The sequence below is a fragment of the Pseudomonas sp. P42 genome, from assembly GCF_017973755.1.
Lineage (GTDB): Bacteria > Pseudomonadota > Gammaproteobacteria > Pseudomonadales > Pseudomonadaceae > Aquipseudomonas > Aquipseudomonas iridis.
Genome location: NZ_JACOPU010000005.1, coordinates 332,157 through 358,035, shown reverse-complemented (window position 1 = coordinate 358,035; position 25,879 = coordinate 332,157). Strand labels below are relative to the sequence as shown.

Sequence of the window (25,879 nt, the reverse complement as noted above, 5' to 3'; positions counted from 1 at the left end):
GCCTTTCACCCAGCCACCTCACCAACACTCATTACAAGGTACGCGCAGTCACGGCGGACCATTTATCGAAACAGCAAACGCAAAGCCTTGCGAGTGTAGGACCAGCGCGAAAACGTGCGCCAGTCTGCACGCAGTGCCTGAAAATAGAAGCCCTTTGCCAGACTGTATTCGCCATGTGAGTAACAATCGCGAAACAGCGACAAGCAACGCTGTGCCAAAAAGGCCTGGCGCAGGTCGTGCATCTCCTTTGGCATGCGTCGACTCGAAAACACCTCGCTGACGACCTGCTCCGTACCGGCAGCAAGACTTTGGCGCAAATCGTGACGCATGCTGTCGGCGTGCTTGTAGATCAGTGCCAGAGGCTTGTCGAGAACGGTGCAAGGATAGCGCGCCAATACCTGGGCAAACACCGGCAGATCCTCAACGTTGCGCAAATGTTCCGGGTAATTGCCCGGAGCGAATACATCGCGATGCATTGCGCAGGCGCCGTTTGATATCGATACAGTCTTGTCCAGCAGGTAACCCTGCAAACGCTGCCGAGACGTCAACGGCAAAGGCTTGGCGCTCTGCAAGCTGCGCCTGCCGTCAGCAAATACCGACCAATGCGCGCCAATGATCATCAGAGTTTGCGGGTTGCTGGCAATATGCTGCGAAAGCGCGGCCAGTGCACCAGGTGCCATTTCGTCGTCGGAATCGAGAAAAACCAGATATTTCCCGGTCGTTTCTTCAAGCCCCAGATTGCGCACCGTAGACAACCCGCCATTGCTTTTGCGCAGCGCGCGAAAACGCCCGCCATGCTTGAGCAACAGCGATTCCACTACCTCAGGCGTCTCGTCCGTCGACCCATCGTCGATGACCAGCAAATCCGCCGTCGCTTCATCCAACTGCGCCAACACCGACTCCACTGCGCGGGGCAGGGTTCGCGCGTAGTTGTAAACGGGGATCACGACGCTGATCAGGGTTTCAGTCAATTGCGTATCCTTTTACACCCTCTTTAACGACCAGAATATCTTCCATGATCAGGTACTCCAGATCGGAGCCGAAAAACATGTTCAGCGCGTCAGTCGGCGAGCAGATCATTGGTTCGCCACGACGGTTGAGCGAAGTGTTCAGCGACACGCCGTTGCCAGTCAGGTTTTCCAGCGCTTTCATCATGTCATAGTAGCGCGGATTGTATTCGCGCTTGAGCACCTGGGCGCGAGAAGTGCCATCTTCGTGGACAACTTCGGGCACACGGGTCTTCCACTCTTCAGATACTTCGAAGGTGAACGTCATGAACGGTGCCGGGTGATCGATCTTGATCATCTGTGGAGCGACAGTGTCGAGCATCGACGGGCAGAAAGGCCTCCAGCGCTCGCGGAACTTGATCTGGTGGTTGATCCGGTCAGCTACGCCGGCCACGCTTGGGCAGCCGATGATCGAACGACCGCCCAATGCGCGCGGACCGAACTCCATGCGACCCTGGAACCAGGCCACCGGATTGCCCTCGACCATGATTTTGGCGATCTGCTCCGGCATGTTGTCGAGCTTGCGCCAGACAGGCTTGCTCTCGTGCCGGGCACACGCGGCGATCACGTCTTCGTTGCTGTATGACGGGCCGAGGTAGACGTGTTCCATCTTCTCGACCGGAACGCCGCGAGCGTGTGACACATAGGCTGCTGCGCCAACCGCGGTGCCGGCATCGCCGGACGCCGGCTGCACGAACAGTTCCTTGATGTCATCGCGGGCGATGATTTTCTGGTTCAGCTTGACGTTCAACGCACAGCCGCCGGCGAAAGCCAGTTTGCCGGTTTCCTTGAGCACGTCGCCCAAGTAGTGGTCGATCATCTGCAACGCCAGTTTTTCGAACAGCGCTTGCATGCTCGCGGCGTAGTGGATGTAAGGTTCGTCAGCGATGTCGCCTTCGCGTTTCGGGCCCAGCCATTCGATCAGCTTCGGCGAAAAGTAGAAGCCTTTGCCCTTCTCTTTGTAGCGACGCAGGCCGATGACGTTGGCGTAGTCGGTGTTGATCACCAGTTCGCCATTTTCGAACGACGCCAGACGCGAGAAATCGTATTTGCTGGCGTCACCGTAGGGCGCCATGCCCATGACCTTGAACTCACCGTCGAGCATCTCGAAACCGAGGAACTCGGTGATTGCGCCGTACAGGCCGCCGAGGGAGTCCGGGTCGAAGAATTCCTTGATCTTGTGGATCTTGCCGTTTTCGCCGTAACCGAAGAAGGTCGTGGCGTACTCACCCTTGCCGTCGATACCGAGAATCGCGGTTTTCTCTTTGAAACCGGAGCAGTGGTAAGCGCTGGAGGCGTGGGCCAAATGGTGCTCAACCGGTTCGATCTTGATCTTTTTCGGATCAAAACCCAGTTGTTCGAGGCACCAGACGATCTTGTTGCGGTAGCGCTTGTAGCGACGATTGCCCATCAGGATCGCATCAAGCGCGCGGTCCGGGGCGTACCAGTAGCGCTTGGCATAGTGCCAGCGGGCCTTGCCGAACAGACTGATCGGCGCGAAAGGGATTGCCACTACGTCGACATCGGACGGCTTGATGCCGGCCTGTTCAAGACAGAACTTCGCCGACTCGTAGGGCATGCGGTTCTTTGCATGCTTATCGCGTACGAAGCGCTCTTCTTCAGCCGCCGCCACCAGCTTGCCGTCGATGTACAAGGCTGCTGAAGGATCGTGGCTAAGGGCGCCGGACAGGCCAAGAATCGTCAATGCCACAGGGGTCTAGCCTCTTTAGTCTGCGTGCAGGCGCGATGCGCCTTTTAAATTGATGTGTCCTCGCATAAGGCGATAGACAGCTAAAGAGCGGGATTATAGCGTAAACGTGACGGGAATTACCCTGTGCGAATTGCCCCGGGGTGAATGGTTTGCATATTCCTCGTCCGCTGACTCTATAACCGCCCACGCGTCGAAATTTTCGATGCGATCGTGCTGCTTTCTACTGATTTTCGTCCCGGGCTACTGATGGCAATCTCTGAAAATCAGCACCGAGGCCGTTGTGGGCACAGCTCATGGCTTGCGAACAAACTGCAAGACACTTCAAAGCCCTTATCTCTCACCCGACTCAGACACCACTCGAAATATCTTTCGGCAATCGCTGATCGATCACTTGATATAACGCACTGCTCTGGGGCCAGTTACGCATGAATCGCGCCCGGTCCCGCGCATAGGCCGAGGCAAAGCTGCCCGGAGAGCCATGCTGACACATCGAGTCAAGATCGATCAGCGCCCAGCGATCGTTGTGCCAGAACAGGTTGTGGCCCTTGAAATCGCCATGACTGATGCGCTCGGCAATCAATCGGGCAAACAACCGATTCAGTGCCTGCAACTCCGATTCCGGTGCTTCGCCATTTTCAACGTACGGCGCAAAGCGCTCGATAATGTCCGGCCCCGGCAGGAACTCGGTCACCAGATAGGCACGGCTGCGCAACCACAGGAAGCGCTTTTCCAGCACCGCCAGAGGCTTGGGCGTGGCAATCCCGAGAAACGCCAGGCGATTGCCTTCGCGCCACGAATGCCAGGCACGACTCGGACGCCAGAACCGCTTGAGCCAATGCGCAAAATCCTTGATGTTGTAGCGCTTGATCACCAATTGGCGCGCCCCCACTTCGACCTTGCCGACGCTTGCCGCGCCGCCGGTCTTGTAGAGACGGCCGCGCTCAAGCAGCGCATCCGCCTGTTCAAGCACCGGAACCATGGCCGCTTCTTCCTCGCGACGAATCGCCTGCAGGCCAAACGCACCACGGCGGACGCTGAACAGGGTGCATTCGCGGCCGACCTTGATCAGGTAATCCTTCAGGCGCCAGCGGCGTACCTTGTCGATCTGCTTCTGCAAGGCTTCCAGCGGCAAAGCGTGCTCGCTGTTGCTCAGCAGGTAATACACCAGCAGCTCTTCGGTGAACGGCTCCAACGCCTTGGGCAACTGGGCGAAAAACACGCCGAGATTTTCCAGGACTTTTTCCCGCGACAGCGGCTGACCGGCGGTTTCCACGCAAATGCCGGCACCGTCGATCAAGTACAACTGACCGCCGTGGCGCAGCAGATTGTCCAGGTGCAGGTCTTCCTGCCAAAGCCCTTTGCCGTGCAACTGGCCAATGGCGGCAAGCGCCTCGGCCAGCACCGCGGTTTGTTCATCCGCCAGCGGCGGCAGCGCCTCGACTTGCGCCCAGGCATCGCCAAGGCTTTGCGCGCCTTCCAGGAAGTCGAACAGCAGCCAGCCACCCTCACCGTTTTTCAGGCCATCGGCCAGCAGCAGCGGTGTCGTCAGACCTTGTGCGGCCAACAGGCGCACGCCTTCCAGTTCACGCTGAAAATGGCGAGCAGCCTTGCTGCCGACCAGCAATTTGGCCAATACCGGACGACCACGCCAAACACCGGCACCGACGTAACGCTGCCCTGGCAACACGCGCAGCAGGCTCAGCAACTGCAAATCCGCAGCACCGGCCGCATCGGCCAGGGTGACTGTCAGCGGCAATTGCGGGGTACGCCCGACAGCGGCCAGCTCGGACAATTGCATCAGCGAGTCTCCTTGTGACTGCGGCGCGCAGTCAGCCGCGCGAGCCAGCTGTCGAGCAGCGAGCTGTCCACAGGTTGATCGAGATAGGCCGACAGCAACTCGCGCAGTTGCGCCTCGTTCCACTGCGGTGCGCGGCGCTGCAGCGGCTCCAGATCCTTGATCCGGTCACGCATGCCGAACAACAGCGGCCTGGTTTTCTCCAGGTCAATCAATTGCGCCTGATACCCGTCGCCGCAGACCTGAAGAAAAATGTGTTTGGGATAGAAACAGCCATGCACCTGACGCACGCCGTGCAACTGCCGCGCCAGCAACCCGCAAGCCTTGAGGATGGCCGACTGTTGCCCAGCGCTGAGCTGCGACCAGCGCGCAAGCAGCGACTCCAGGTCGCTCCAGCCATCCAGCGCCCGCGTCAGCAGAATCGCGCGGACTTCGCCAGCGACTTTACGCTCACCGAAAAACGCCGCTTGCAACGCCGGAATACCGAGCTTGCGGTAGCGGCTGATATTACGAAATTCGCGGGCAAAGCTTGGTTCGCCGAACGGCGCATGCAAGGTGCGGGTCAGGTAATTGCTCTGGCGCTTGAGGTAGAAACCCTGACCTTCGAGATCGAGACGGAACACGCTGCTCCAACCGCCACGGGCGGTATTAGGCTCGTCCACTGCTTCAAGCTGTTTGGCCCACAGGGCGTCAAAAGTGCCTAGGCCGTGGCGCTCAAGCAACGCACGGTCTTCATTGGCGAGAAAATCAGTCATTCGCGTCCCTCGAAAAATCTCACCACGTGCCGAATCCGTTTCTTGTCGGCAGTATTGAGCCGATCGCACTGGCGGTATTGCATATAAAAGCGCAGGCGTTGGGTATTGGACAGGTGATATTTGGCGAGTTTGTCGAGACAGGCCAGATCCTTGGTGATCCGATACTTGAGCCAAAAGCCGCGCCAGAACTCGCCATTGGGGCAATCGATAAGAAATATGCGCGCCTGGTCGTCGATCAACAGGTTGCGCCATTTCAAATCGTTATGGGTAAAACGGTGATCATGCATCGTGCGCGTATAACCGGCCAACTGTTGGCTGACGGCGTCCACCCAGGCGCGATCCTTGAGCTTGGGATCCTTGCGCTCGGCAAGTGCGGCGAGGTCTTCGGTATTGGGCAGTTCGCGGGTGATCATCGCACCACGGTCGTAAGCCGCGCCGCGTCGTTCAAGCCCCCACGCTACCACTTCAGCCGTGGGAATGCCCCATTTGGCGAACCGTTTGAGGTTCTGCCATTCCATCTTCACGCGCGGTTTACCGAGGTAACGGCGCAGGCCCTTGCCTGCACCGACGTAGCGCTTGACGTAATAGTTGACGCCACCGCGCTGCACGCGAACCACTTCGGACAGCGGATCGCGCGTAAGCCGCTCGCCTTGCAGGGCAAATACGGCTTCCAGACTGCCGAAATCTTCGGCCAGATCGCTGTACGGCGGCTCAAGAGTCCAACCCGCCATCAGAGCGCATCCCCGTAACGCTGTTTACGTGCGTAGAGCTTGCTGGCTTTACCTTCCAGCCAGTTAAGCAGCGGCGCTTCTTCAGCCAGAATCTGCCGTAGCGGCTGCTGGAAATAGCCCTTGAGGAATCGCAGCTTGTCGCGACGCGTCAGGCCGATGTCCAGGGCGGAAAAGTACAGCGCCGCCAGATCCTTGTTGCGCCAGCGTTGCGTGATTCTGACGCGGGTCTGGGCGCGGTGCAGGTCGATCACCGAGAGTTTGAAATCATCCGCCGTCACCGGTTTGTCGGTGTGCAGCAGGAAGTGGCAGATGTAGCAGTCGCGGTGATTGACGCCCGCGCGGTGCATCATGCCGGTCATGCGCGCCACTTCGGCAATCAGCGCGTGTTTGAGTTTCGGCTGCGGTGGCTGCTTGAGCCAGTCGATGCTGAAGTCTTCGAGGCTGATGGTCGGCGCCAGTTCTTCGGTGACGATGAACGAATGCTGATCGGCCGGGTTGCTGCCCTTTTCGCCATACGCCACGGCAGTCATGGTCGGCACGCCGACTTCCTGCAAGCGCTGGATGGCTTTCCACTCCTGACCCGCGCCGAGTACCGGCAGCTTGGCGGTCAGCAGGTTCTTGAAGATCTCACCCCAGCCGATGCCACGATGGATCTTCACAAAAAATCCATGGCCGTCGACCTCAGTGCGCAGCGTCCGGCGCGCTTCGAGCTCGCGGTACACCTCGCCCTGCAAGCCCTCGACTTCGGCGAACGGATCGCGTCCGGCCCAGAGGCTCTTGAACGGTTCAGCCAGCATCAACTTCATTTAAGCGTGCTCCGCCAGAATCACATCCGCCGCGTGTTGCGGCATGCTGTAAAGGTCGGCTGTTTCGGCGAACGCCAGACCATTGCGGCTCCAGGCCGCGCGTGCAGCGTCGTCGTTCAACATATCGGTCAGGTATCGCGTCAATTGCGCCTGATCGAACGGCTCGTCCAGCACTCGCCCGGCATCCGCCTCGGCAATGTAGTGGGCATAACCGCACACCGCACTGACCAGCACAGGCAGGCCTGCGACCAGCGCTTCGAGCAGCACTGTACCGGTATTTTCGTTGTACGCCGGGTGGATCAACAGATCGGCGCCGAGCAGGAACCGCGGAATATCGCTGCGGCCCTTGAGGAACGTCACGTTGTCGCCCAGGCCCAAAGTGGCGCTCTGCATCTGGAACAATTTGGGGTCATCCTGGCCGATTACAAACAGCCGGGTGCGTTTCTTCAGTTCGGCGGGCAATGCGGCCAGGGCTTTAAGACTGCGATCAACGCCTTTGGTCTTGAATCCGGAGCCGATCTGCACCAGTAGCAGATCGTCGTCCTTGAGCTTGAATTCGGCACGAAAACCGGCGCGAATCTCATCGGCATCCGCCGGACGGCGACGATCCTGAGCAATGCCCGGCGGCAGCAAATGGAAGCGCTCGAGTGGCGTGTCGTAGTGCTTGATGAACAGCGGCTGCTGCACTTCGGAAATCATCAGCACTTCGGTTTTCGCCTCTTTGGCGAACACCGCGCGCTCGTACTCGGCGAAGTGGCGATAGCGGCCCCAGCGACGGTACAGCGAATTGCGCAGGTTCTGCGCCTTGTCTTCGAAGCAACCGTCGGCGGCGTAATACACATCCAGACCGGGCATTTTGTTGAACCCGATCAGGCGATCCACCGGGCGCTTGGCCAAATCCGCTTCCATCCACGCACTGAGTTTTTCGTTGCGACGGTGATTGAAGAACGCCTTGACCGGCGCCACCAGCACTTCGAAACCGGGCGGCACGTCGCCTTCCCAGATCAGCGTGTAGACCCGGATCTGGTGGCCGCGCTTCTGGCATTCGAGGGCGATGCGCATGAAATCGCGCTGCAAGCCACCGAACGGGAAATATTTGTACAGGACGAATGCCAATTGCATCAGCGCAGCTCCTCAGCCATTAACAACGTGCTCAGTCGGCTGGCGACACGCTCGGGGTTCAGACGCGTGAAGCACAGAGGCTGTTCACGCTTCAGGTCAAACTGACGGGCATCCTGCTCGGTCGGTTGATAAGTGCATTTTTTCTGCAGGCACGGCGCGCATGGAAAGTCGCTGGCCATGTGAATCTGCAACTTGCCGTAGGCGCCGGTCAGGCCCGGGTTGGTCGGGCCGAACAGCGAGATGGTCGGCACGTCCAGCGCCGCCGCCAAGTGGCCGAGACCGGTGTCCACCGCCACACAGGCTTGTGCGCCGGCAAGGACTTTGCCGACCCCGGCCAGATTCAGTTTCGGCAGGACTTCGGCGTGTTTGAAACCGGCGGCGATACGCTCGGCGCGAGCCTTTTCCAGCGGGTTGCCCCATGGCAGTTTCACGCCAACGCCGAGATAACCGACACGCTCGGTCAGCTCCCGCCAGTAAGCTTCCGGCCAGTGTTTGGTGTCCCACGTCGTACCGTGGAGAAATACCACGAAGGCGTTCTTGCGCGGCAGCTCGACCAGACGCTCGACGTTGAGACCATAATCGCCCAGGCCTTTGGGCAGGTCATAACCGAGAGCGATGGCAAACAACTGACGCACGCGTTCAACGGCATGTTGACCGCGGGCCACGGCCAGCTTGCGATCGTAGAATCGCGCAGCCATCGGTTCACGGGCCGAGCCTTTGTCGAGACCGGCCACCGGTGCTTTGACGTAACGGGTCAGCCAGGCGCTTTTCAGCAAGCCCTGCGCGTCGATCACCAAATCGTATTGGTTCGCGCGCACGCTCTGCTTGAAGCGTTTCCACTCGCCGCTGGTGATGGTTTTCCAAAGACTTTTGCGCCAGCGACGGATCGCCACCGGAATCACTTTGTCAACGGCCGGGTGCCAGGTCGGAATCTCGGCGAAGCCTTCTTCCACCACCCAGTCGAACTTGATTCCGGGGATGGCCCGGGCCGCGTCGGTCAGCGCCGGCAACGCATGGATCACGTCGCCCAGCGATGAAGTCTTGATCAGCAATACCCGCAACTTAATGAACCTCGACCACAGAGCCGTGCAATTTCTGCAAGGCATCGTTGACCGCGTCCGGCATCAGCTGGCGCAGGCAGTTGTAATGGCCGAAACGGCAGGTACGGTCAAAGCACGGACTGCAATCGAGGCCCAAACGGACGATTTCGACGTGCTCGGCCAGCGGCGGGGTAAAGCCCGGGGAGGTCGAACCATAAACCGCCACCAACGGGCGGTTCAGCGCGGCGGCGACGTGCATCAGGCCGGAGTCATTGGAGACTACCGAGTCGGCGCAGGACAGCAGGTCGATGGCTTCGGCCAACGAGGTGCCACCGCTCAGATTCACCGCCTCTTCACGCAAGCCGGGAATCAACCGCGCGCGGATGTCTTCGCCGACCGAGTGATCGTTTTTCGAACCGAACAGCCACACCTGCCAGCCTTCACGAATCCGCGCTTCGGCAACTTTGGCGTAATGCTCGGATGGCCAGCGCTTGGATTCGCCGAACTCGGCGCCTGGGCACAGAGCCAACACCGGGCGGTCGAGGCTCAAGCCAAACTTGGCCAGCGCCGCTTCGCGGGTGACCGAGTCGATTTGCAAGCTTGGGCGTGGATACGGTTTCGGCAGTTCGGCGTTCGGTTCATAGGCCAGGGCCATGAAACGCTCGATCATCAGCGGATAGCGCTCTTTATCAAGCGTGCGCACGTCGTTGAGCAGGCCATAACGGAACTCGCCGCGCCAGCCGGTGCGTTTCGGGATGCCGGCAAAAAATGGCACCAGCGCCGATTTCAGCGAGTTTGGCAGCAGGATCGCCTGGTCGTACTGGCCGCGCAGGGACTTGCCGATCCGTCGACGGGTCGCCAATTCAAGCGCGCCGTGGCCGAGCGGAAAGCTCAAGGCCTTGCGCACTTCAGGCATGCGCTCAAGGATCGGACGGCTCCACTCGGGGGCCAGCACGTCGATTTCGCATTGCGGGTGGCGTTGCTTGAGACACTGAAACAGTGTCTGCGCCATCACCATGTCACCGACCCAACTGGGCCCAACGATCAGAATATTCATGTGGTTTCCAAAAACGAACCGGGGAGGCCAATGCCTCCCCGCCTCGAGAATTCTACAAACACTGTAGATCTACTGTGGGAGCGAGCTTGCTCGCGATGGGGTCGTCACATTCAACATTATTGTCGTCTGATACTCCGCTATCGCTGGCAAGCCAGCTCCCACAGGGTTTTGCATCCGGTCACACATCTGCGATTCACCGCAGATCACTGTGGGAGCGAGCCTGCTCGCGAAAGGGCCGGCACATCCAGCATCAATGTCGCCTGACACTCCGTTTTCGCGAGCAGGCTCGCTCCCGCATTTGAATCTCACAGCCCTCACTGGCCTTTTTCAGCTTAGCCCCAGCTCACGCCATATTCGCAAAACCTGTCGCCGTTCTTCAGCAAACTGGTCGCCTGCAATCACCCCGGCATTCTTCTGCAAGGCCTGCCGGTGGGCGGCGGAGCGGTAGGCTTTATAGGCCTCACGCAACAGACTGGCATCTTCGGCAGGCATCAGCCCTTCGTGCTCCAGCTCTTCCAGAATGCGGATGTTATCGGTCCAGCGCAGCAATGGCGGGTGGCTTTGCGACCACGCCAGAGCCGCGTATTGCACCATAAATTCAATATCGACGATACCTCCGGCATCCTGCTTGAGGTCGAACGGCGCCGTGGCCTCGAAGGCGTTAGCGCCTGTGCCGGCTGAGGTACTCTTGCTGCCGAGGTTATCGCGCATCTTCGCGCGCATCTCGCTGACTTCCTGCTGCAGCTTGGCCAGGTCCCGGGTTTTACCCAGCACTTGGGCGCGAACCTTCTCGAAGGCCTGCCCGACATCCTGGCTGCCGACCAGCACCCGCGCCCGCACCAGCGCCTGATGCTCCCACGTCCAGGCTTCGTTTTCCTGATAGCGGGCGAACGCACCCAGCGAACTCACCAGCAACCCCGACGCACCGGACGGCCGCAAACGCATATCCACTTCATAAAGCTGACCGGAGTTAGTCTGCGCCGTCAGCAAGTGGATGATCCGCTGCCCCAGCCGCGTGAAGAATTGCGCGCCATCAATCGGTTTCGGGCCATCGGTTTCTGCCTGTGGATCGCCGTCGTGGATGAATACCAGATCGAGGTCCGAACCATGCCCCAATTCCAGGCCGCCGACTTTGCCGTAACCGACAATGATGAACCCGGGATCGCACAACGTACCGTCGGTACGCAACGGCGTGCCGTACTTGGCCACGGTCTGGCGCCAGGCCAGCGCCAGCACTTGCGCAAGAATTGCCTCGGCCAGCCAGGTCAGATAATCGCTGACCTTCATCAGTGGCAAACTGCCGGCGATTTCCGACGCGGCGACGCGCAAGCGGTGCGCCAGTTTGAAATGGCGCAGGGCTTCCATCTGTTGTTCGAGGTCGTCTTCGGGAATCCGCGTCAGACGCTCGCGCAATTCAGCGGCAAGTTCCGGCGCCAATGGCGGCTTGAACAAGCGTCCTTCGTTGAGCAATTCATCGAGCAACAGCGGAAAGCGGGTGATCTGTTCGGCAATCCACGGACTTGCCGCACACAACGTCAACAAGCGACGCAGCGCACCGGGGTTTTCCGTCAGCAACACCAGGTACGCCGAGCGCCGCGCCACTGCTTCAACCAGCGGCAGCACACGCTCCAGCACCAGATCCGGGTTGTCATGCTCAACCGCTTGGGCAATCAGGCGCGGGATGAACAAATCCAGACGTTCGCGCCCCAGACGCTGCATCGCCCGCAGCTGCGGACTGCCGCGCAGCCCGGCCAGGGCCTTCAGCGCTTTCGGTGCATCGCGGAAACCACCCTCCTCCAACTGACGGCAGGCAGCCTCTTCGTCCTGCGCCTCTTCCCACAACGGCAGCCATTCACCGCCAACCACCACTTCGCTTTCGGCGCCCTCTTCCTCATCAGGATCAGCGATCACCTGCGCGAAGTGCCAGGCCACCCGGCCGCGCCAGAACATCAGTTTTTCGTGGAAGGCTTCCCAGTCGGGAAACCCGAGCATGAACGCGATACGCGCCTGATCCTGAGCGCCATCCGGCAGCATCTGGGTCTGGCGGTCGGCAATCGCCTGGATCGCGTGCTCGGTGTAACGCAGAAATTCATACCCCTCGCGCAACTCGCTGATCACCGCGGGTGGCAGATAACCCTGCCCTTCCAGCGTGCTCAACACCTTTAATAGAGGACGCTGTTGCAGACTCAGATCGCGCCCGCCGTGGATCAGTTGAAAAGCCTGGGCGATGAACTCGACCTCGCGGATCCCACCCGAACCGAGCTTGATGTTGTCGGCCATGCCCTTGCGCCGGACTTCCTGCTGAATCAGCTGCTTCATGGTGCGCAGCGCTTCGATTGCCGAGAAGTCCAGATAACGCCGGTAAACAAACGGCCGCAGCATATCGAGCAACTGCGCACCCGCCACTTGATCGCCGGCCACCACACGCGCCTTGATCATGGCGTAGCGTTCCCAGTCGCGACCCTGATCCTGGTAATACTGCTCCAGCGCATTGAAGCTCAGCACCAGCGCGCCCGATGAACCATAGGGACGCAGACGCATGTCGACACGGAACACGAAACCATCGACGGTCATCGGGTCAAGCGCCTTGATCAGGCGCTGGCCCAGTCGGATGAAGAATTCCTGATTATCCAGCGCGCGCTTCACGCCAACGGTTTCGCCGCCCTCGGGGTAGGCGAAGATCAGGTCGATGTCCGAGGACAGGTTCAACTCAACAGCGCCGAGCTTGCCCATGCCAAGAATGACCATCTGCTGTGGCAAACCGCTGCGACGCCCGGTCGGCGTGCCGAACTGCTGACAATGGCGGCTGTACAACCATTGATAGGCTTGATCGATAGAGGCATCGGCCATGTCCGACAGATCACGGCAGGTCTGCACGAGATCGGCCTGGCGGGTCAGATCACGCCAGATGATCCGCACCTGATGGCGTGCGCGCTGACGGCGCAGGACGTGACCGAGCTCATCTTCGGTCTGGGCGGCCGCCACTGCAGCGGCTATTTGCGCGCACAATTCGCCGGGGGCAAACGGCCGGTCAAGCTCACCGGACTGCACCAGCGTCAATAACATCAAAGGGTCACGAACGCTCTGTTCAATGACGAACTCGCTGGCGCCGGTGACGCGGGCAAATTGCGCCCAGCGTTCGGATGTCCAGTTCGAGAAGCCATGATCGTCTTCAAGCGCGGCGACGGCCGTACGGAACGACTGCTCGGATCGAGTGACCAACGGCAGGAGAATGGCGGGCAGTTCGGCAAGCACGGGCAGGGTCATGGTCTATCCTTGATCGGCGTGTAAATGGCCGCTTGTAGTGAACGGTGAAAACCCGCTACCTGAAGGACTGTCGAACAAAAGTTAGAAATAGCTGATATTTCTTTTTCTTTGGCAGCCAGCATCAAACTTTCACCTTTTTCGGATGGCAATCGACCAACCTTAACGATTATTCTCACAACGTAGTCGGAGGCCACAAGCCTTTCATCTGTAGTTTTACTACTCGTCTATACATTCGAAAGGCTGAAATGCCGGAAGATTTGTAGTAAAACTACACGCCGCCGGAACAACCTGTCGGCAATCCAAGAATTTTAAATCGTCTGCCCACAAGGCCAGTCGCAAACTCAGGCAACCGATTCTGGAAGCCTTTCCGCCCTGGAGCAAGCCATGCAAGACCTCGATCCCGTCGAAACCCAGGAATGGCTGGACGCCCTGGAATCGGTTCTCGACAAAGAAGGCGAAGACCGTGCTCACTATCTGATGACCCGTATGGGTGAACTCGCGACCCGCAGCGGCTCGCAGCTCCCTTACGCCATCACCACGCCTTACCGCAACACCATCCCCGTGACCCACGAAGCACGCATGCCTGGCGACCTGTTCATGGAACGCCGCATTCGCTCGTTGGTACGCTGGAACGCGATGGCCATGGTAATGCGTACGAACCTGAAAGATTCTGACCTGGGTGGTCACATCTCCAGCTTCGCTTCCAGTGCGACCCTGTATGACATCGGCTTCAACTACTTCTTCCAGGCCCCGACCGACGAACACGGCGGCGACCTGATCTACTTCCAGGGCCACACCTCGCCAGGCGTTTACGCCCGTGCATTCATGGAAGGCCGCATCACCGAAGACCAGATGAACAACTTCCGCCAGGAAGTAGACGGTCAGGGCCTGTCGTCCTACCCGCACCCTTGGCTGATGCCTGATTTCTGGCAGTTCCCGACCGTATCGATGGGTCTGGGTCCGATCCAGGCGATCTACCAGGCACGTTTCATGAAGTACCTGGAAGCTCGTGGCTTCATCCCGGAAGGCAAGCAAAAAGTCTGGTGCTTCCTGGGCGACGGCGAGTGCGACGAACCAGAATCCCTGGGCGCCATCTCGCTGGCTGGCCGCGAGAAGCTCGACAACCTGATCTTCGTCATCAACTGCAACCTGCAGCGCCTCGACGGCCCGGTTCGCGGTAACGGCAAGATCATCCAGGAACTCGAAGGCGTGTTCCGCGGTGCTCAGTGGAACGTGACCAAAGTCATCTGGGGCCGTTTCTGGGACCCACTGCTGGCCAAAGACGTCGACGGCATCCTGCAACGTCGCATGGATGAAGTCATCGACGGCGAGTACCAGAACTACAAAGCCAAAGACGGCGCGTTCGTGCGTGAACACTTCTTCAACTCGCCAGAACTCAAGGCGATGGTTGCCGATCTGTCCGACGACGAGATCTGGAAACTCAACCGTGGCGGCCACGACCCGTACAAGGTCTACGCGGCGTACCACGAGGCGGTCAACCACAAAGAACAACCAACCGTCATCCTGGCCAAGACCATCAAGGGTTATGGCACTGGTGCCGGCGAAGCAAAAAACACTGCGCACAACACCAAGAAAGTCGATGTCGACAGCCTGAAGTTGTTCCGCGATCGCTTCGACATCCCGGTCAAGGACGAAGAGCTGGAGAACCTGCCGTTCTTCAAGCCAGAGCCAAACAGCGCCGAAGCCCGCTACCTGAGCGAGCGCCGCACTGCACTTGGCGGTTTCGTGCCACAGCGCCGCGCCAAGTCCTTCGACATTCCTACACCGCCACTCGACACCCTCAAGGCTATCCTCGACGGCTCGGGCGACCGTGAAATCTCCACCACCATGGCTTTCGTGCGGATCCTCGCGCAACTGGTCAAGGACAAGGAAATCGGCTCGCGTATCGTGCCGATCATCCCGGACGAAGCCCGTACCTTTGGTATGGAAGGCATGTTCCGTCAGTTAGGCATCTACTCGTCCGTCGGCCAGCTCTACGAGCCAGTCGATAAAGACCAGGTGATGTTCTACAAGGAAGACAAAAAGGGCCAGATCCTCGAAGAAGGCATCAACGAAGCGGGCGCCATGAGCTCCTTCATCGCTGCCGGTACTTCGTACTCCAGCCACAACCAGCCAATGCTGCCGTTCTACATCTTCTACTCGATGTTCGGTTTCCAGCGTATTGGCGACCTGGCTTGGGCAGCAGGCGACAGCCGTACCCGTGGCTTCCTGATCGGCGGCACCGCGGGCCGGACCACCCTGAACGGTGAAGGCCTGCAACACGAAGACGGTCACAGCCACATCCTGGCTGCCACCATCCCGAACTGCCGCACCTTTGATCCAACCTACGGCTACGAGCTGGCGGTGATCATTCAGGACGGCATGAAGAAGATGACCGAAGAGCAGCAGGACGTTTTCTACTACATCACCGTGATGAACGAGTCCTACCAGCAACCCGCCATGCCGGCCGGTGCAGAGGAAGGCATCATCAAGGGCATGTACCTGCTCGAAGAAGACACCCGCGAAGCAGCACACCACGTGCAGTTGATGGGCTCCGGCACCATCCTGCGCGAAGTGCGTGAAGCGGCGAAGATCCTGCGTGAACAGTTCAACATCGGCGCCGACGTGTGGAGCGTCACCAGCTTCAACGAACTGCGTCGCGACGGCCTGGCCGTAGAGCGCAGCAATCGTCTCAAGCCTGGCCAGAAGCCTCAGAAGAGCTACGTTGAAGAGTGCCTGAGCGGCCGTAAAGGTCCGGTCATTGCCTCTACCGACTACATGAAGCTGTTCGCCGAGCAGATCCGTCAGTGGGTACCGTCCAAGGAATTCAAGGTCCTGGGCACCGACGGTTTCGGCCGCAGCGACAGCCGCAAGAAACTGCGTCATTTCTTCGAAGTTGACCGTCATTTCGTGGTGTTGGCAGCCCTGGAAGCACTGGCTGACCGTGGTGATATCGAACCCAAGGTTGTGGCTGAAGCCATCACCAAGTTCGGCATCGACCCGGAAAAACGCAACCCACTGGACTGCTGAGGAGACATTTTGTGAGCGAACTCATTCGCGTACCTGACATCGGCAGCGGTGAAGGTGAAGTAATTGAACTGTTTGTGAAGGTCGGCGACCGTATCGAAGCCGACCAGAGCATCCTGACCCTGGAATCGGACAAGGCCAGCATGGAAGTGCCAGCCCCGAAAGCCGGCGTCATCAAGAGCCTGAAAGTGAAGCTGGGCGACCGTCTGAAAGAAGGCGACGAACTGCTGGAGCTGGAAGTCGAGGGCGCCGCTGAAGCGGCCCCTGCGCCTGCCGCGGCGCCTGCTGCAAAAGCTGAAGCCAAACCGGCTGCCGCTCCTGCTGCTGCCGCGCCAGCCGCTGCCCCTGCTGCCCCTGCTGCCGCTTCGGTTCAGCAAGTGCACGTGCCGGACATCGGTTCGTCGGGCAAGGCGCAGATCATCGAGATCCAGGTCAAGGTCGGCGACACCGTCGAAGCTGATCAATCGCTGATCACCCTTGAATCCGACAAGGCGAGCATGGAAATCCCGTCGCCTGCCGCTGGCGTGGTCAAGGCCATCAGCGTCAAGCTCAACGACGAAGTCGGTACCGGCGACCTGATTCTGGATCTGGAAGTGGCGGGTGCTGCGGCCCCTGCTGCTGCCGCTCCGGCTCAGGCTGCTGCGCCAGCCGCTGCTGCTGCGCCTGCCCCGGCAGCCGCGCCAGCTGCACCGGCGGCTGACAGCGTTCAGGACATCCACGTGCCGGACATCGGTTCGGCCGGCAAGGCCAAGATCATCGAAGTGTTGGTCAAGGCTGGCGACACCGTCGAAGCTGATCAATCGCTGATCACTCTGGAATCCGACAAGGCGAGCATGGAAATCCCGTCGCCTGCCGCTGGCGTGGTCGAAAGCGTTTCCATAAAGCTGGATGACGAAGTCGGCACTGGCGACCTGATTCTGAAGCTGAAAGTCAAAGGCGCGGCGCCTGCTGCTGCCCCGGCTCCAGCGGCCGCTGCAAGTGCTCCGGCACCTGCCGCTGCTGCCCCGGCTGCCGCTGCACCTGCACCCGCTGCTGCCGCACCAGCCGCCGCCCCGGCCAAGCCGGGCGCGAAAGTTCACGCCGGCCCTGCCGTGCGTCAACTGGCCCGCGAATTCGGCGTTGAGCTGAACGCAGTCGGCGCCAGCGGTCCGCACGGTCGTATTCTGAAAGAAGACGTGCAGGTTTACGTCAAAGCGATGATGCAGAAGGCCAAGGAAGCACCGGCCGCTGCTGCTGGCGCTACCGGTGGTGCGGGCATCCCGCCGATTCCGGTCGTCGACTTCAGCCGTTTCGGCGAAATCGAAGAAGTGCCGATGACTCGCCTGATGCAAATCGGCGCGTCGAGCCTGCACCGCAGCTGGCTGAACATTCCGCACGTGACTCAGTTCGATTCGGCTGATATCACTGAGCTGGAAGCGTTCCGCGTCGCACAGAAAGCCGTTGCAGAGAAGGCCGGCGTCAAGCTGACCATCCTGCCGCTGCTGCTCAAGTCGTGCGCGCACATGCTCAAGGAGCTGCCGGACTTCAACAGTTCGCTGGCACCAAGCGGCAAGGCGATCATCCGCAAGAAGTACGTCAACATCGGCTTCGCCGTCGACACCCCGGATGGCCTGCTGGTACCGGTCATCAAGAACGTCGACCAGAAGAGCCTGTTGCAACTGGCAGCCGAAGCCGCTGCGCTGGCCGCCAAAGCCCGCGACAAGAAGCTTACCGCTGACGACATGCAAGGCGCCTGCTTCACCATTTCCAGCCTCGGCCACATTGGCGGCACCGGCTTCACGCCGATCGTCAACGCGCCGGAAGTGGCGATCCTCGGTGTTTCCAAGGCAACCATCCAGCCAGTCTGGGACGGCAAAGCCTTCCAGCCGAAACTGATGCTGCCGCTGTCGCTGTCCTACGATCACCGTGTGATCAACGGCGCCGCTGCTGCACGCTTCACCCAGCGTCTGGGCAGCCTGCTGGCGGACATCCGCACCATCCTGCTGTAATCCAGGCGGCCCTCCGGCGACGGAGGGCCGCTTGTGCACCACGTTTTCGAGCGCCACACGCTCGTACCTCAACCCCGCCAATTGGCGGGGCTTTTTTTGCCTGAAATAAACCAGGCTTCGTGTTTTTCCTACAAGTTGCGCTGACATCGGCCACGACTCCAGTCAACTTTACGCCGACTTATTCATTCAACTTACAACTAACCTTGGCGCAGCAAGTTTATTTAACGAACTTGACACTAAAACTTATTCAGCAATTCATTCGAATGGATTCGAAATGCTAAAACCAACTATCGGCCCGATAATCGGCCATGTAACAACTAATCATGCACGCATATTTATCCGCGGCGACCGCCAGGACAACGCTACCGTGTTTGCCGGGATACGTTATCGCATCGCCGACACACAACAATGGTCTAACGGTATTTTCGCCAAACTGAGTGATCTGCGAGATATGTCGGACGTTTTCGCACTCAACAACTTGAGCAGCGATACGGAATACGAATTTCAAGCAGGCTGGTTCAGCCCGATGAATCCAGTTCATACCCAAGAGTCGGTGGCAGAGCTGCCCCTGCAGTGGCCTCGGGAAATCTATCGTCTGCGCACTCGCTCGACAGCAATGCACGCAAGGGCCTACATTGTCGGCTCCTGCCGCTACTTGCGCATGACCGCCGGCATTGCTTCCTTGCCCCAGTTGGGCGACCGGATCTTCGCGTCCATCAACCAATTGATCGAAGGCGCACAACCCCCGATCAGCGCCGCGCTAATGACCGGCGATCAAATTTATGTCGACGACATGAACCTGTTCGCACCGGATCGCGAATACAAGGACATACTCCATAAATACCGCGCGGCCTTCTCGCAACCCAATATAAAGCGATTGATGTCCAGCACTTCGACTTACATGATTCTCGACGACCATGAAATAGAAGATAACTGGCCGGCCAATGCGAGCAAGTCCGACGGCGCGTTATATCGCAATGCCATGGCGGCGTACGAGTTGTATCAAGCCAGTCACAGCCCGGTGCATCCGCTGACAATTAACGGCCAGATTAATCGCTCTGTACTTGAGCATTACTGGTATCAATTCAGCGACGGTGATATCGAATGGTTCGTGACCGACAGCCGCACCCGACGCAACTTGTCGCCCGATGATCGACGCATCCTTGATGAGGCTCAAGAACACGCGCTGCTGGAGTGGCTGATCAACAGTCCGGCGCGGGTGAAATTCGTAGTGACCAGCGTGATGTTCTACCCGGATCGCAAACGACTTGGCGACGATGCGTGGAAAGCCTTCCCGGAACAGCGCCTGCGCATTCTGGAAACCATTCGCACCCGACGGATCAAAAACGTGGTGTTCGTCTCGGGCGACGTGCACGGCTCGCTGACTGCGCGTCTGACCCACAGCGAAGATCCGGACTTTGAAGTTCACACCATCGTTTCCTCGCCACTGTGCAACAGCAAATTGCTCCCCTACGCCAAAGCCTCGACTTTTATGCTCGATCAACCGCTGGTGCGCACAGCGACGGGGGACTATCGGCATGAACTGACCAGCACGGTGGTCAGTGAAGACAACTTTGCCCATGTGGTGGTCGAAGCCGATCAGATTCTGGTCAATTACCATGATCGGAATGGCAAGAAGCTACAGTCGATTGCCATAAAACTGCGTTAAGCCTTGAAAGATCGCAGCCTTGGGCAGCGCCTGCAAAGGTCAAATGCCCCTGTAGCAACTGTCGCAAGCTGCGATCAATCGTTCTTTTCCGACAGACACTGGAGAAATGCCCCGCGCGGCCGACACATTCTTATAGCACTTGGCCTTCATCACTCTTGTCAGTCAGTGCCGCAATGATGCAACCTTGCCGCAGGCAACAGTAAAGAGGGCGAAAGCCCAGCGCGTTCAGCATATTTCCAAGCGAGTTTCCCTCCATGAAGAGCCAACCCGATGCCGCCAGCCGTATGGTGGCCGAGGTAGTGACGCAATTGCCGGTGCCCTCGCGGCTCGGCATGCTGCGTTTCGAGCGCTTGAATGAAGCCAGCTGGGCAATGCTGTTTCTTGATCCCAATTGCGAACGTCAATTCGGTCAACCGGCCGTCGAGCTGTGTGCTCTTGTCGGCTCGCCTTACGCCAGCCTGATGGAGCCGGAAGCGCGCTATCAGTTACACGACACGATCCAGCTGCAACTCAGTGCCAGCCCGCATTATCTGGTGCGTTACACGCTACACACCCCTGCCGGCGCGCTGTCCATCCTGGAACTCGGCGAAGCCTACAAGCAGCACAATCGGCACTTGCTGCGCGGCTATTTGCTGGCGGTCGATAACGTATTCGACGAAACGCCGCTGCTGTCTTCAGTGGATCTCGAAACCCAGAATTCACGCCTGCAAATCGCCCTCGAACTCAACCAGCGTGCCCAGCAGGAACAACTGCAGCATCTGGAGCGGGTGCGTGCCCAGCAGGATCTGATTCTGCTGCTCGCCCGCCAGCGCTACAGCACACACAACTCGCTGCAAGAAGCCGCCGAACTGATCACCCGCTGCGCCTGCGATATCTATGAAATCGACTGCGCCAGCCTGTGGAATCTTGAAGGCCAGCAACTGCTGCCGATCTCGGCTTACCACCGCGCGACCCAGGAATACATTATCCCGGACGCGATCGACATCAGCGGCTTCCCAGATTACATGGACGCCCTGCACAGCAGCCGCGCCATCGACGCACACAATGCCATGCGTGACCCGCGCACCCGCGAGATGGCCGAAGCGCTTCGCCCGCGCGACGTCAACGCCATGCTCGACGCCAGCATCCGCGTCGACGGCCATGTGGTCGGCGTGCTGTGTCTGGAGCAGACCGGCGTCACCCGTGCCTGGCAGTCCGATGAAATCGCCTTTGCCGGTGAACTGGCCGATCAGTTCGCCCAAGTCATCAACAACCACAACCGGCGCACCGCCACCAGCGCCCTGCACCTGTTCCAGCGTGCGGTCGAGCAAAGCGCCAATGCCTTTTTGCTGGTCAATTGCGACGGCGTGGTCGAGTACGTCAACCCGAGCTTCACCGCAATCACCCAGTACACCACCGAGGAAGTCCACGGCCAGCGCCTGTCGGAACTGCCGGCCCTGGAAAACCTCAGCGAACTGCTGTTCGACGCGCCCTCGGCGCTGGCCAAGAGCAACAGCTGGCAAGGCGAATTCAAGAGCCGCCGGAAAAACCTCGAACCGTACTGGGGGCAGTTGTCGATCTCCAAGGTTTACGGCGACAACCGTGAGCTGACCCATTACATCGGCATCTACGAAGACATCACCCAGACCAAACTGGCGCAGCAGCGCATCGAACGTCTGGCGTACACCGACAACCTGACCAACCTCGGCAACCGCCCGGCGTTCATCCGCAACCTCGACGAACGCTTCGCCCGCGATACCGATACTCCGATCAGCCTGCTGCTGGTGGACATCGACAACTTCAAGCGCATCAACGACAGCCTTGGCCACCAGACCGGCGACAAACTGCTGATCAGTCTGGCGCGGCGTTTGCGCAACAGCCTGAGCTCGAGCGGCAGCCTCGCCCGGTTCGCCAGTAACGAATTTGCGGTGCTGCTCGACGACACCGATCTTGAGGTCGGCCAGCAGATCGCCAGCCAGTTGCTGATGACCCTCGACAAACCGATGTTCGTCGACAACCAGTTGATCAGCGTCACCGGTTCCGTGGGCCTTGCCTGCGCGCCCCTGCACGGCCGCGACCCACAAACCCTGATGCGTAACGCTGGCTTGGCCCTGCACAAGGCCAAAGCCAATGGTAAGCATCAGGTGCAAGTCTTCACCGAAGCGCTGAACGCCGAGGCCAGCTACAAGCTGTTCGTCGAGAACAACCTGCGGCGCGCCCTGACCCAGAACGAGCTGGACGTGTTCTACCAGCCCAAGCTCTGCCTGCGCAGTGGTCGTTTGCTGGGGATGGAAGCGCTGTTGCGCTGGAATCATCCGGAGCGCGGCATGATTCGTCCGGACCAGTTCATCAGCGTCGCCGAAGAAACCGGCCTGATCATTCCGATCGGCAAATGGATCGCCCGTCAGGCCTGCCGCATGAGCAAAGCGCTGACCGCTGCCGGTCTGGGCAATCTGCAAGTGGCGATCAATCTGTCGCCCAAGCAGTTTTCCGATCCGGATCTGGTCGCGTCCATCGCCAACATCCTCAAGGAAGAAGCGCTGCCGGCCAATCTGCTGGAGCTGGAACTGACCGAAGGCCTGCTGCTGGAAGCCACCGAAGACACGCACTTGCAACTTGATCAACTCAAGCGCCTGGGCCTGACCCTGGCCATGGATGACTTCGGCACCGGCTACTCATCGCTCAGCTACCTGAAAAAATTCCCGATCGACGTCATCAAGATCGATCGCAGCTTTATCCACGAAATCCCCGACAACCAGGACGACATGGAAATCACCTCTGCGGTGATCGCCATGGCCCACAACCTGAAACTCAAGGTCGTGGCCGAAGGCATCGAGACCGCCGAGCAACTGGCGTTCCTGCGTCGCCATCGTTGCGATGTGGGTCAAGGCTACCTGTTCGACCGGCCGATCCCCGGCGCCGAACTGATCCAGGCCCTCAAACGCTACCCGCGCGGCCCGCTCTGCCTGTAAACCCTTCTCGCCAACACTGCAGCTCCTACATTGGGTAGTGCGCATCCGGATAGCTTTGGGCACACTGGCGGTCTACTTTTTTACATCCCATCCTGACTGAGAGGAACGATCATGGTTCTGCGCTCGGAAATTCTGGTGAACAAAAACGTGCTCCCGACTAAAGAACAAGCTCTGCCCGGCCGCGAAACCGCGATGACCCTGCCTGAAAAGCACTTCGTCTTCGAAGAAACCCCGCTGCTCGGCCCGTTTTTCCAGGACGTCGATTTCGCAATCTTCGGTCTGGGCTGCTTCTGGGGCGCCGAACGTCGCTTCTGGCAGCGCGAAGGCGTGGTCAGCACGGTGGTTGGTTATGCCGGCGGCTTCACGCCGAACCCGACTTACGAAGAAGTCTGCTCGGGCCTGACCGGCCATGCCGAAGTGGTGCTGGTGGTGTATGACAAGGCGCAAGTCAGCTACGAAGAACTGCTGGCGATGTTCTGGGAATTGCACAACCCGACTCAGGGCATGCGTCAGGGCAACGACATCGGCACGCAGTACCGCTCGGTGATCTATGCGACCTCGCCAGAGCAACTGGATGCCGCGCTGGCGAGCAAAGCGACCTATCAGGCTGAACTGTCGAAAGCGGGCCTGGGTGAAATCAGCACCGAGATCGAACAGGCACCGACCGTGTACTTTGCCGAGACGTATCACCAGCAGTATCTGGCGAAAAACCCGGAAGGCTACTGCGGGATTGGCGGCACTGGCGTGTGCATGCCACCGAGCCTGGCAGGCAATTAAATCCTGAAAGCAAAAGATCGCAGCCTGCGGCAGCTCCTACAGGAGATCAGTGATCCTCCGCACATTGGTGGACGCCGCCGAACCGTGTAGGAGCTGCCGCAGGCTGCGATCTTTTGATCTTGCCGTTGATCAGCTCTCGGCAATCAGCCAATCCATCTGCCACCCGCCCTGGGTCTGGCCCAACTTCTTCGACAACCACGGCAGCAGCTCACGCAATTCTTCCTCCAGCCCCCACGGCGGATTGGCAATCGCCATCCCCGAGCCGTTCAGGCTGTTCGGCGTATCCAATGGATGCACCAGCAACTCCACGCGCAACAATTTCGGCGCGCCAGTGCCGGCCAGGTCCTGGTAGAAACGGCGCAAGGCACGCTGATCCTTCACCGGGTACCAGATCGCCGTCACGGTTTGACGCATCCGGCCAATGGCCTCTTTCATCGACGCCGCACAACGCTGCATTTCATCGAGCTGCTCGAACGGCGGATCAATCAACATCACCGCGCGCTTTTCCTGCACCGGCAACATCGCCCGCGCAACATGCCAGCCCTCGCCCAGATGCACTTTCACCCGACGATCGCCGGCCATGTTGTCTTTGAGCAGCACGCCGTCTTCAGGGTGTTTCTCGTTGAGCATCACCCGATCCTGCGGCCGGGTCAGACGCCGCGCCAGCTCCGGCGAACCCGGGTAGTAGCGCAACTGGCCATCCGGGTTCATCTCGTGCAGCACTTTCATGTAGTCGGCGGTCAGCGCCGGCAGATCCGGCTGATCCCACAAGCGCGCAATGCCTTCCAGGTACTCGCCGGTACGGTTGGCCTGATCGCCCTGCAAGTCATACAGACCGATGCCGGCGTGGCTGTCGAGATAGGCAAACGGCTGCTCCTTGCGCGACATCAGGGCGATGAGGCGGGTCAAGGTCAGGTGTTTGAACACATCGGCGTGATTGCCGGCATGGAAGGCGTGACGATAATTCATGATTGCTCCTGCGAAGGCCGCGAAGTTTACCTTTTACCGGGCAGCAAGTCAGGGGTTGGTAGCCGAGCGGCCTCTTACATGTTAAGAATCTGACCCAACCCCATAGCCACAGGTCATTTATCTCGCTTAACAGGCAGGTACCCGCCGACAGGAAGTCCAACCCATGCGTCACCCAATCTTTTTCTCTCTGTGCCTGATCTGCTCTATGCACGCTGTTTCGGGCGAAAACCACATTGCGCAGGCCCGCCAAATGCTCAAGAACTACGGCTTGAGTCACTGCATCCTGAAGCCATTCAAAGAAAATTCAGCCTTGGAAAAGGACATCGGTCTGTCCGCTGGTGCTTACTCGTTCATGGGCAAAGGCATGCACTCCGTCCTGCAGAATGAAGACACGCTGCAAGTGCTGCACGATCCATATAAAGAAACCAGAAACTATGTGTATGCGGCCTACAAGCAGACACCGTCGATCAGCAAACACTCGAACAGCAATGTCGTTTTTTATGGGTGCCTGGAGGTCTACAACTCAGAGGCTTTCGACAGTTTTATCAAGATACAGGATCGCTACATCGCAGACTGACTGCCGTACCCTCAACGTCAAAAGATCGCAGCCTTCGGCAGCTCCTACAGGGGATTTCATGTAGGAGCTGCCGAAGGCTGCGATCTTTTGATTTTGCTCCTGAAAATTCAGGAAGGCATTGCGCGCAACCGCTTGCCGATAACATCCAGCACATCACAGCCGTCGCGCAGCGGAATCACGCAGAGCTGGGCGAAGTCGCTGAGGATGACGGAGTCGCATTCGACCGAGCCGCGCATGCACATGTTTTCCAGGACCTGGATCACGGCGCGCAGGCGATGGTTGGCGGCGTCCAGGAGGATGTCGAGGGGGACGTGGGTGTCGATGAACAGGGTGGGCATGTCGCTGCAATTGCCGGTCAGGGCCATGAAGCGGTTGTCAGGATGGGGGATGATTTTTTCGTAGGGTGGATCGGGTTTTAGTGTTGGCATCTTTTATTAACCTAGGTGGATAAATTGTAGCTACCACCATCCTTCCTACAGGTTTGGGTGGCAGCCGTACGCGAGAGTAGGAAACTGAAGATCCACCAACTCAGCTCACGCCGAAGCGTGTCCCGCGCACAGCCGCCGCGAACGATGTTACGGGCACAAATTAAGTGCCGCAATCAAACGACAGCGATGATGCACGGTGGAT

At 59.2% G+C, this 25,879-nt stretch carries 18 protein-coding genes; 6 read left to right on the top strand and 12 right to left on the bottom strand.

Translation table 11 applies throughout. The annotated features are described in order from the left end of the window. Positions 1 to 62: 62 nt before the first annotated feature. The 10 genes from H8B20_RS18380 to glnE all read right to left on the bottom strand — a co-directional run bounded on the left by H8B20_RS18380 (position 63) and on the right by glnE (position 13,291). Positions 63 to 971, bottom strand: a complete 909-nt coding sequence (locus tag H8B20_RS18380; RefSeq protein WP_210624122.1) for a glycosyltransferase family 2 protein — start codon at positions 969 to 971, stop codon at positions 63 to 65. After that, on the bottom strand, positions 964 to 2,718 hold the full coding sequence (locus tag H8B20_RS18375; protein ID WP_047299460.1) for a carbamoyltransferase family protein: 1,755 nt from the start codon (positions 2,716 to 2,718) through the stop codon (positions 964 to 966). Before H8B20_RS18375 ends, H8B20_RS18380 begins: the two co-directional genes overlap by 8 nt. Before the next feature lie 346 nt (positions 2,719 to 3,064). After that, complete coding sequence (locus H8B20_RS18370; RefSeq protein WP_210624121.1) at positions 3,065 to 4,516, bottom strand: lipopolysaccharide kinase InaA family protein; 1,452 nt, start codon at positions 4,514 to 4,516, stop codon at positions 3,065 to 3,067. Further along, positions 4,516 to 5,268: a lipopolysaccharide kinase InaA family protein gene (locus H8B20_RS18365; RefSeq protein WP_210624120.1), complete on the bottom strand. Its 753-nt coding sequence runs from the start codon at positions 5,266 to 5,268 to the stop codon at positions 4,516 to 4,518. Before H8B20_RS18365 ends, H8B20_RS18370 begins: the two co-directional genes overlap by 1 nt. Continuing rightward, positions 5,265 to 5,999 (bottom strand): lipopolysaccharide kinase InaA family protein, encoded by a 735-nt coding sequence (locus H8B20_RS18360; RefSeq protein ID WP_210624119.1) that lies wholly within the window; start codon positions 5,997 to 5,999, stop codon positions 5,265 to 5,267. Before H8B20_RS18360 ends, H8B20_RS18365 begins: the two co-directional genes overlap by 4 nt. After that, positions 5,999 to 6,805 carry a lipopolysaccharide core heptose(I) kinase RfaP gene (gene rfaP, locus H8B20_RS18355; RefSeq protein ID WP_210624118.1) on the bottom strand — a complete coding sequence of 269 codons (807 nt, stop codon included), beginning with the start codon at positions 6,803 to 6,805 and terminating at the stop codon, positions 5,999 to 6,001. The genes H8B20_RS18360 and rfaP overlap by 1 nt, the downstream gene beginning before the upstream one ends. Further along, entirely contained in the window at positions 6,806 to 7,927 is a 1,122-nt protein-coding gene (locus H8B20_RS18350; protein WP_210624117.1) for a glycosyltransferase family 4 protein, read from the bottom strand. After that, positions 7,927 to 8,988, bottom strand: coding sequence for a lipopolysaccharide heptosyltransferase I (gene waaC / locus H8B20_RS18345; RefSeq protein ID WP_210624116.1), 1,062 nt, complete (start codon positions 8,986 to 8,988; stop codon positions 7,927 to 7,929). Before waaC ends, H8B20_RS18350 begins: the two co-directional genes overlap by 1 nt. A gap of 1 nt (position 8,989) precedes the next feature. Beyond that, positions 8,990 to 10,024, bottom strand: coding sequence for a lipopolysaccharide heptosyltransferase II (waaF, locus tag H8B20_RS18340; protein WP_210624115.1), 1,035 nt, complete (start codon positions 10,022 to 10,024; stop codon positions 8,990 to 8,992). Between the two features lie 327 nt (positions 10,025 to 10,351). Beyond that, the gene (gene glnE, locus H8B20_RS18335) at positions 10,352 to 13,291 is read right to left on the bottom strand and encodes a bifunctional [glutamate--ammonia ligase]-adenylyl-L-tyrosine phosphorylase/[glutamate--ammonia-ligase] adenylyltransferase (RefSeq protein ID WP_210624114.1); all 2,940 of its coding nucleotides are present in this window, start codon (positions 13,289 to 13,291) and stop codon (positions 10,352 to 10,354) included. 384 nt (positions 13,292 to 13,675) lie between these two features. Here glnE and aceE point away from each other — a divergent pair, with 384 nt between their 5' ends. From aceE to msrA, 5 genes are all read left to right on the top strand, one after another. Further along, positions 13,676 to 16,321, top strand: a complete 2,646-nt coding sequence (gene aceE, locus H8B20_RS18330) for a pyruvate dehydrogenase (acetyl-transferring), homodimeric type (RefSeq protein WP_042557322.1) — start codon at positions 13,676 to 13,678, stop codon at positions 16,319 to 16,321. A gap of 11 nt (positions 16,322 to 16,332) precedes the next feature. After that, entirely contained in the window at positions 16,333 to 18,306 is a 1,974-nt protein-coding gene (gene aceF, locus H8B20_RS18325; protein ID WP_210624113.1) for a dihydrolipoyllysine-residue acetyltransferase, read from the top strand. A gap of 274 nt (positions 18,307 to 18,580) precedes the next feature. Next, on the top strand, positions 18,581 to 19,975 hold the full coding sequence (locus H8B20_RS18320; RefSeq protein WP_210624112.1) for an alkaline phosphatase D family protein: 1,395 nt from the start codon (positions 18,581 to 18,583) through the stop codon (positions 19,973 to 19,975). A gap of 254 nt (positions 19,976 to 20,229) precedes the next feature. Further along, entirely contained in the window at positions 20,230 to 22,926 is a 2,697-nt protein-coding gene (locus H8B20_RS18315; RefSeq protein ID WP_047299452.1) for a putative bifunctional diguanylate cyclase/phosphodiesterase, read from the top strand. A 111-nt stretch (positions 22,927 to 23,037) separates the two neighbouring features. Beyond that, complete coding sequence (gene msrA, locus H8B20_RS18310) at positions 23,038 to 23,703, top strand: peptide-methionine (S)-S-oxide reductase MsrA (protein ID WP_047299451.1); 666 nt, start codon at positions 23,038 to 23,040, stop codon at positions 23,701 to 23,703. Positions 23,704 to 23,832: 129 nt separating this feature from the next. On the opposite strand, the gene H8B20_RS18305 is transcribed toward msrA, so the two are convergent. Next, a complete protein-coding gene (locus H8B20_RS18305) occupies positions 23,833 to 24,672 on the bottom strand; it encodes a 23S rRNA (adenine(2030)-N(6))-methyltransferase RlmJ (RefSeq protein ID WP_047299449.1) in 840 nt (279 codons plus the stop codon). Between the two features lie 163 nt (positions 24,673 to 24,835). On the opposite strand from H8B20_RS18305, the gene H8B20_RS18300 reads away from it, so the two are divergent. Then, positions 24,836 to 25,249, top strand: coding sequence for a hypothetical protein (locus H8B20_RS18300; protein ID WP_210624111.1), 414 nt, complete (start codon positions 24,836 to 24,838; stop codon positions 25,247 to 25,249). A gap of 107 nt (positions 25,250 to 25,356) precedes the next feature. Here H8B20_RS18300 and H8B20_RS18295 read toward each other — a convergent pair whose 3' ends face one another. Next, positions 25,357 to 25,677, bottom strand: a complete 321-nt coding sequence (locus H8B20_RS18295) for a hypothetical protein (protein ID WP_047299446.1) — start codon at positions 25,675 to 25,677, stop codon at positions 25,357 to 25,359. Positions 25,678 to 25,879 lie beyond the last annotated feature (202 nt).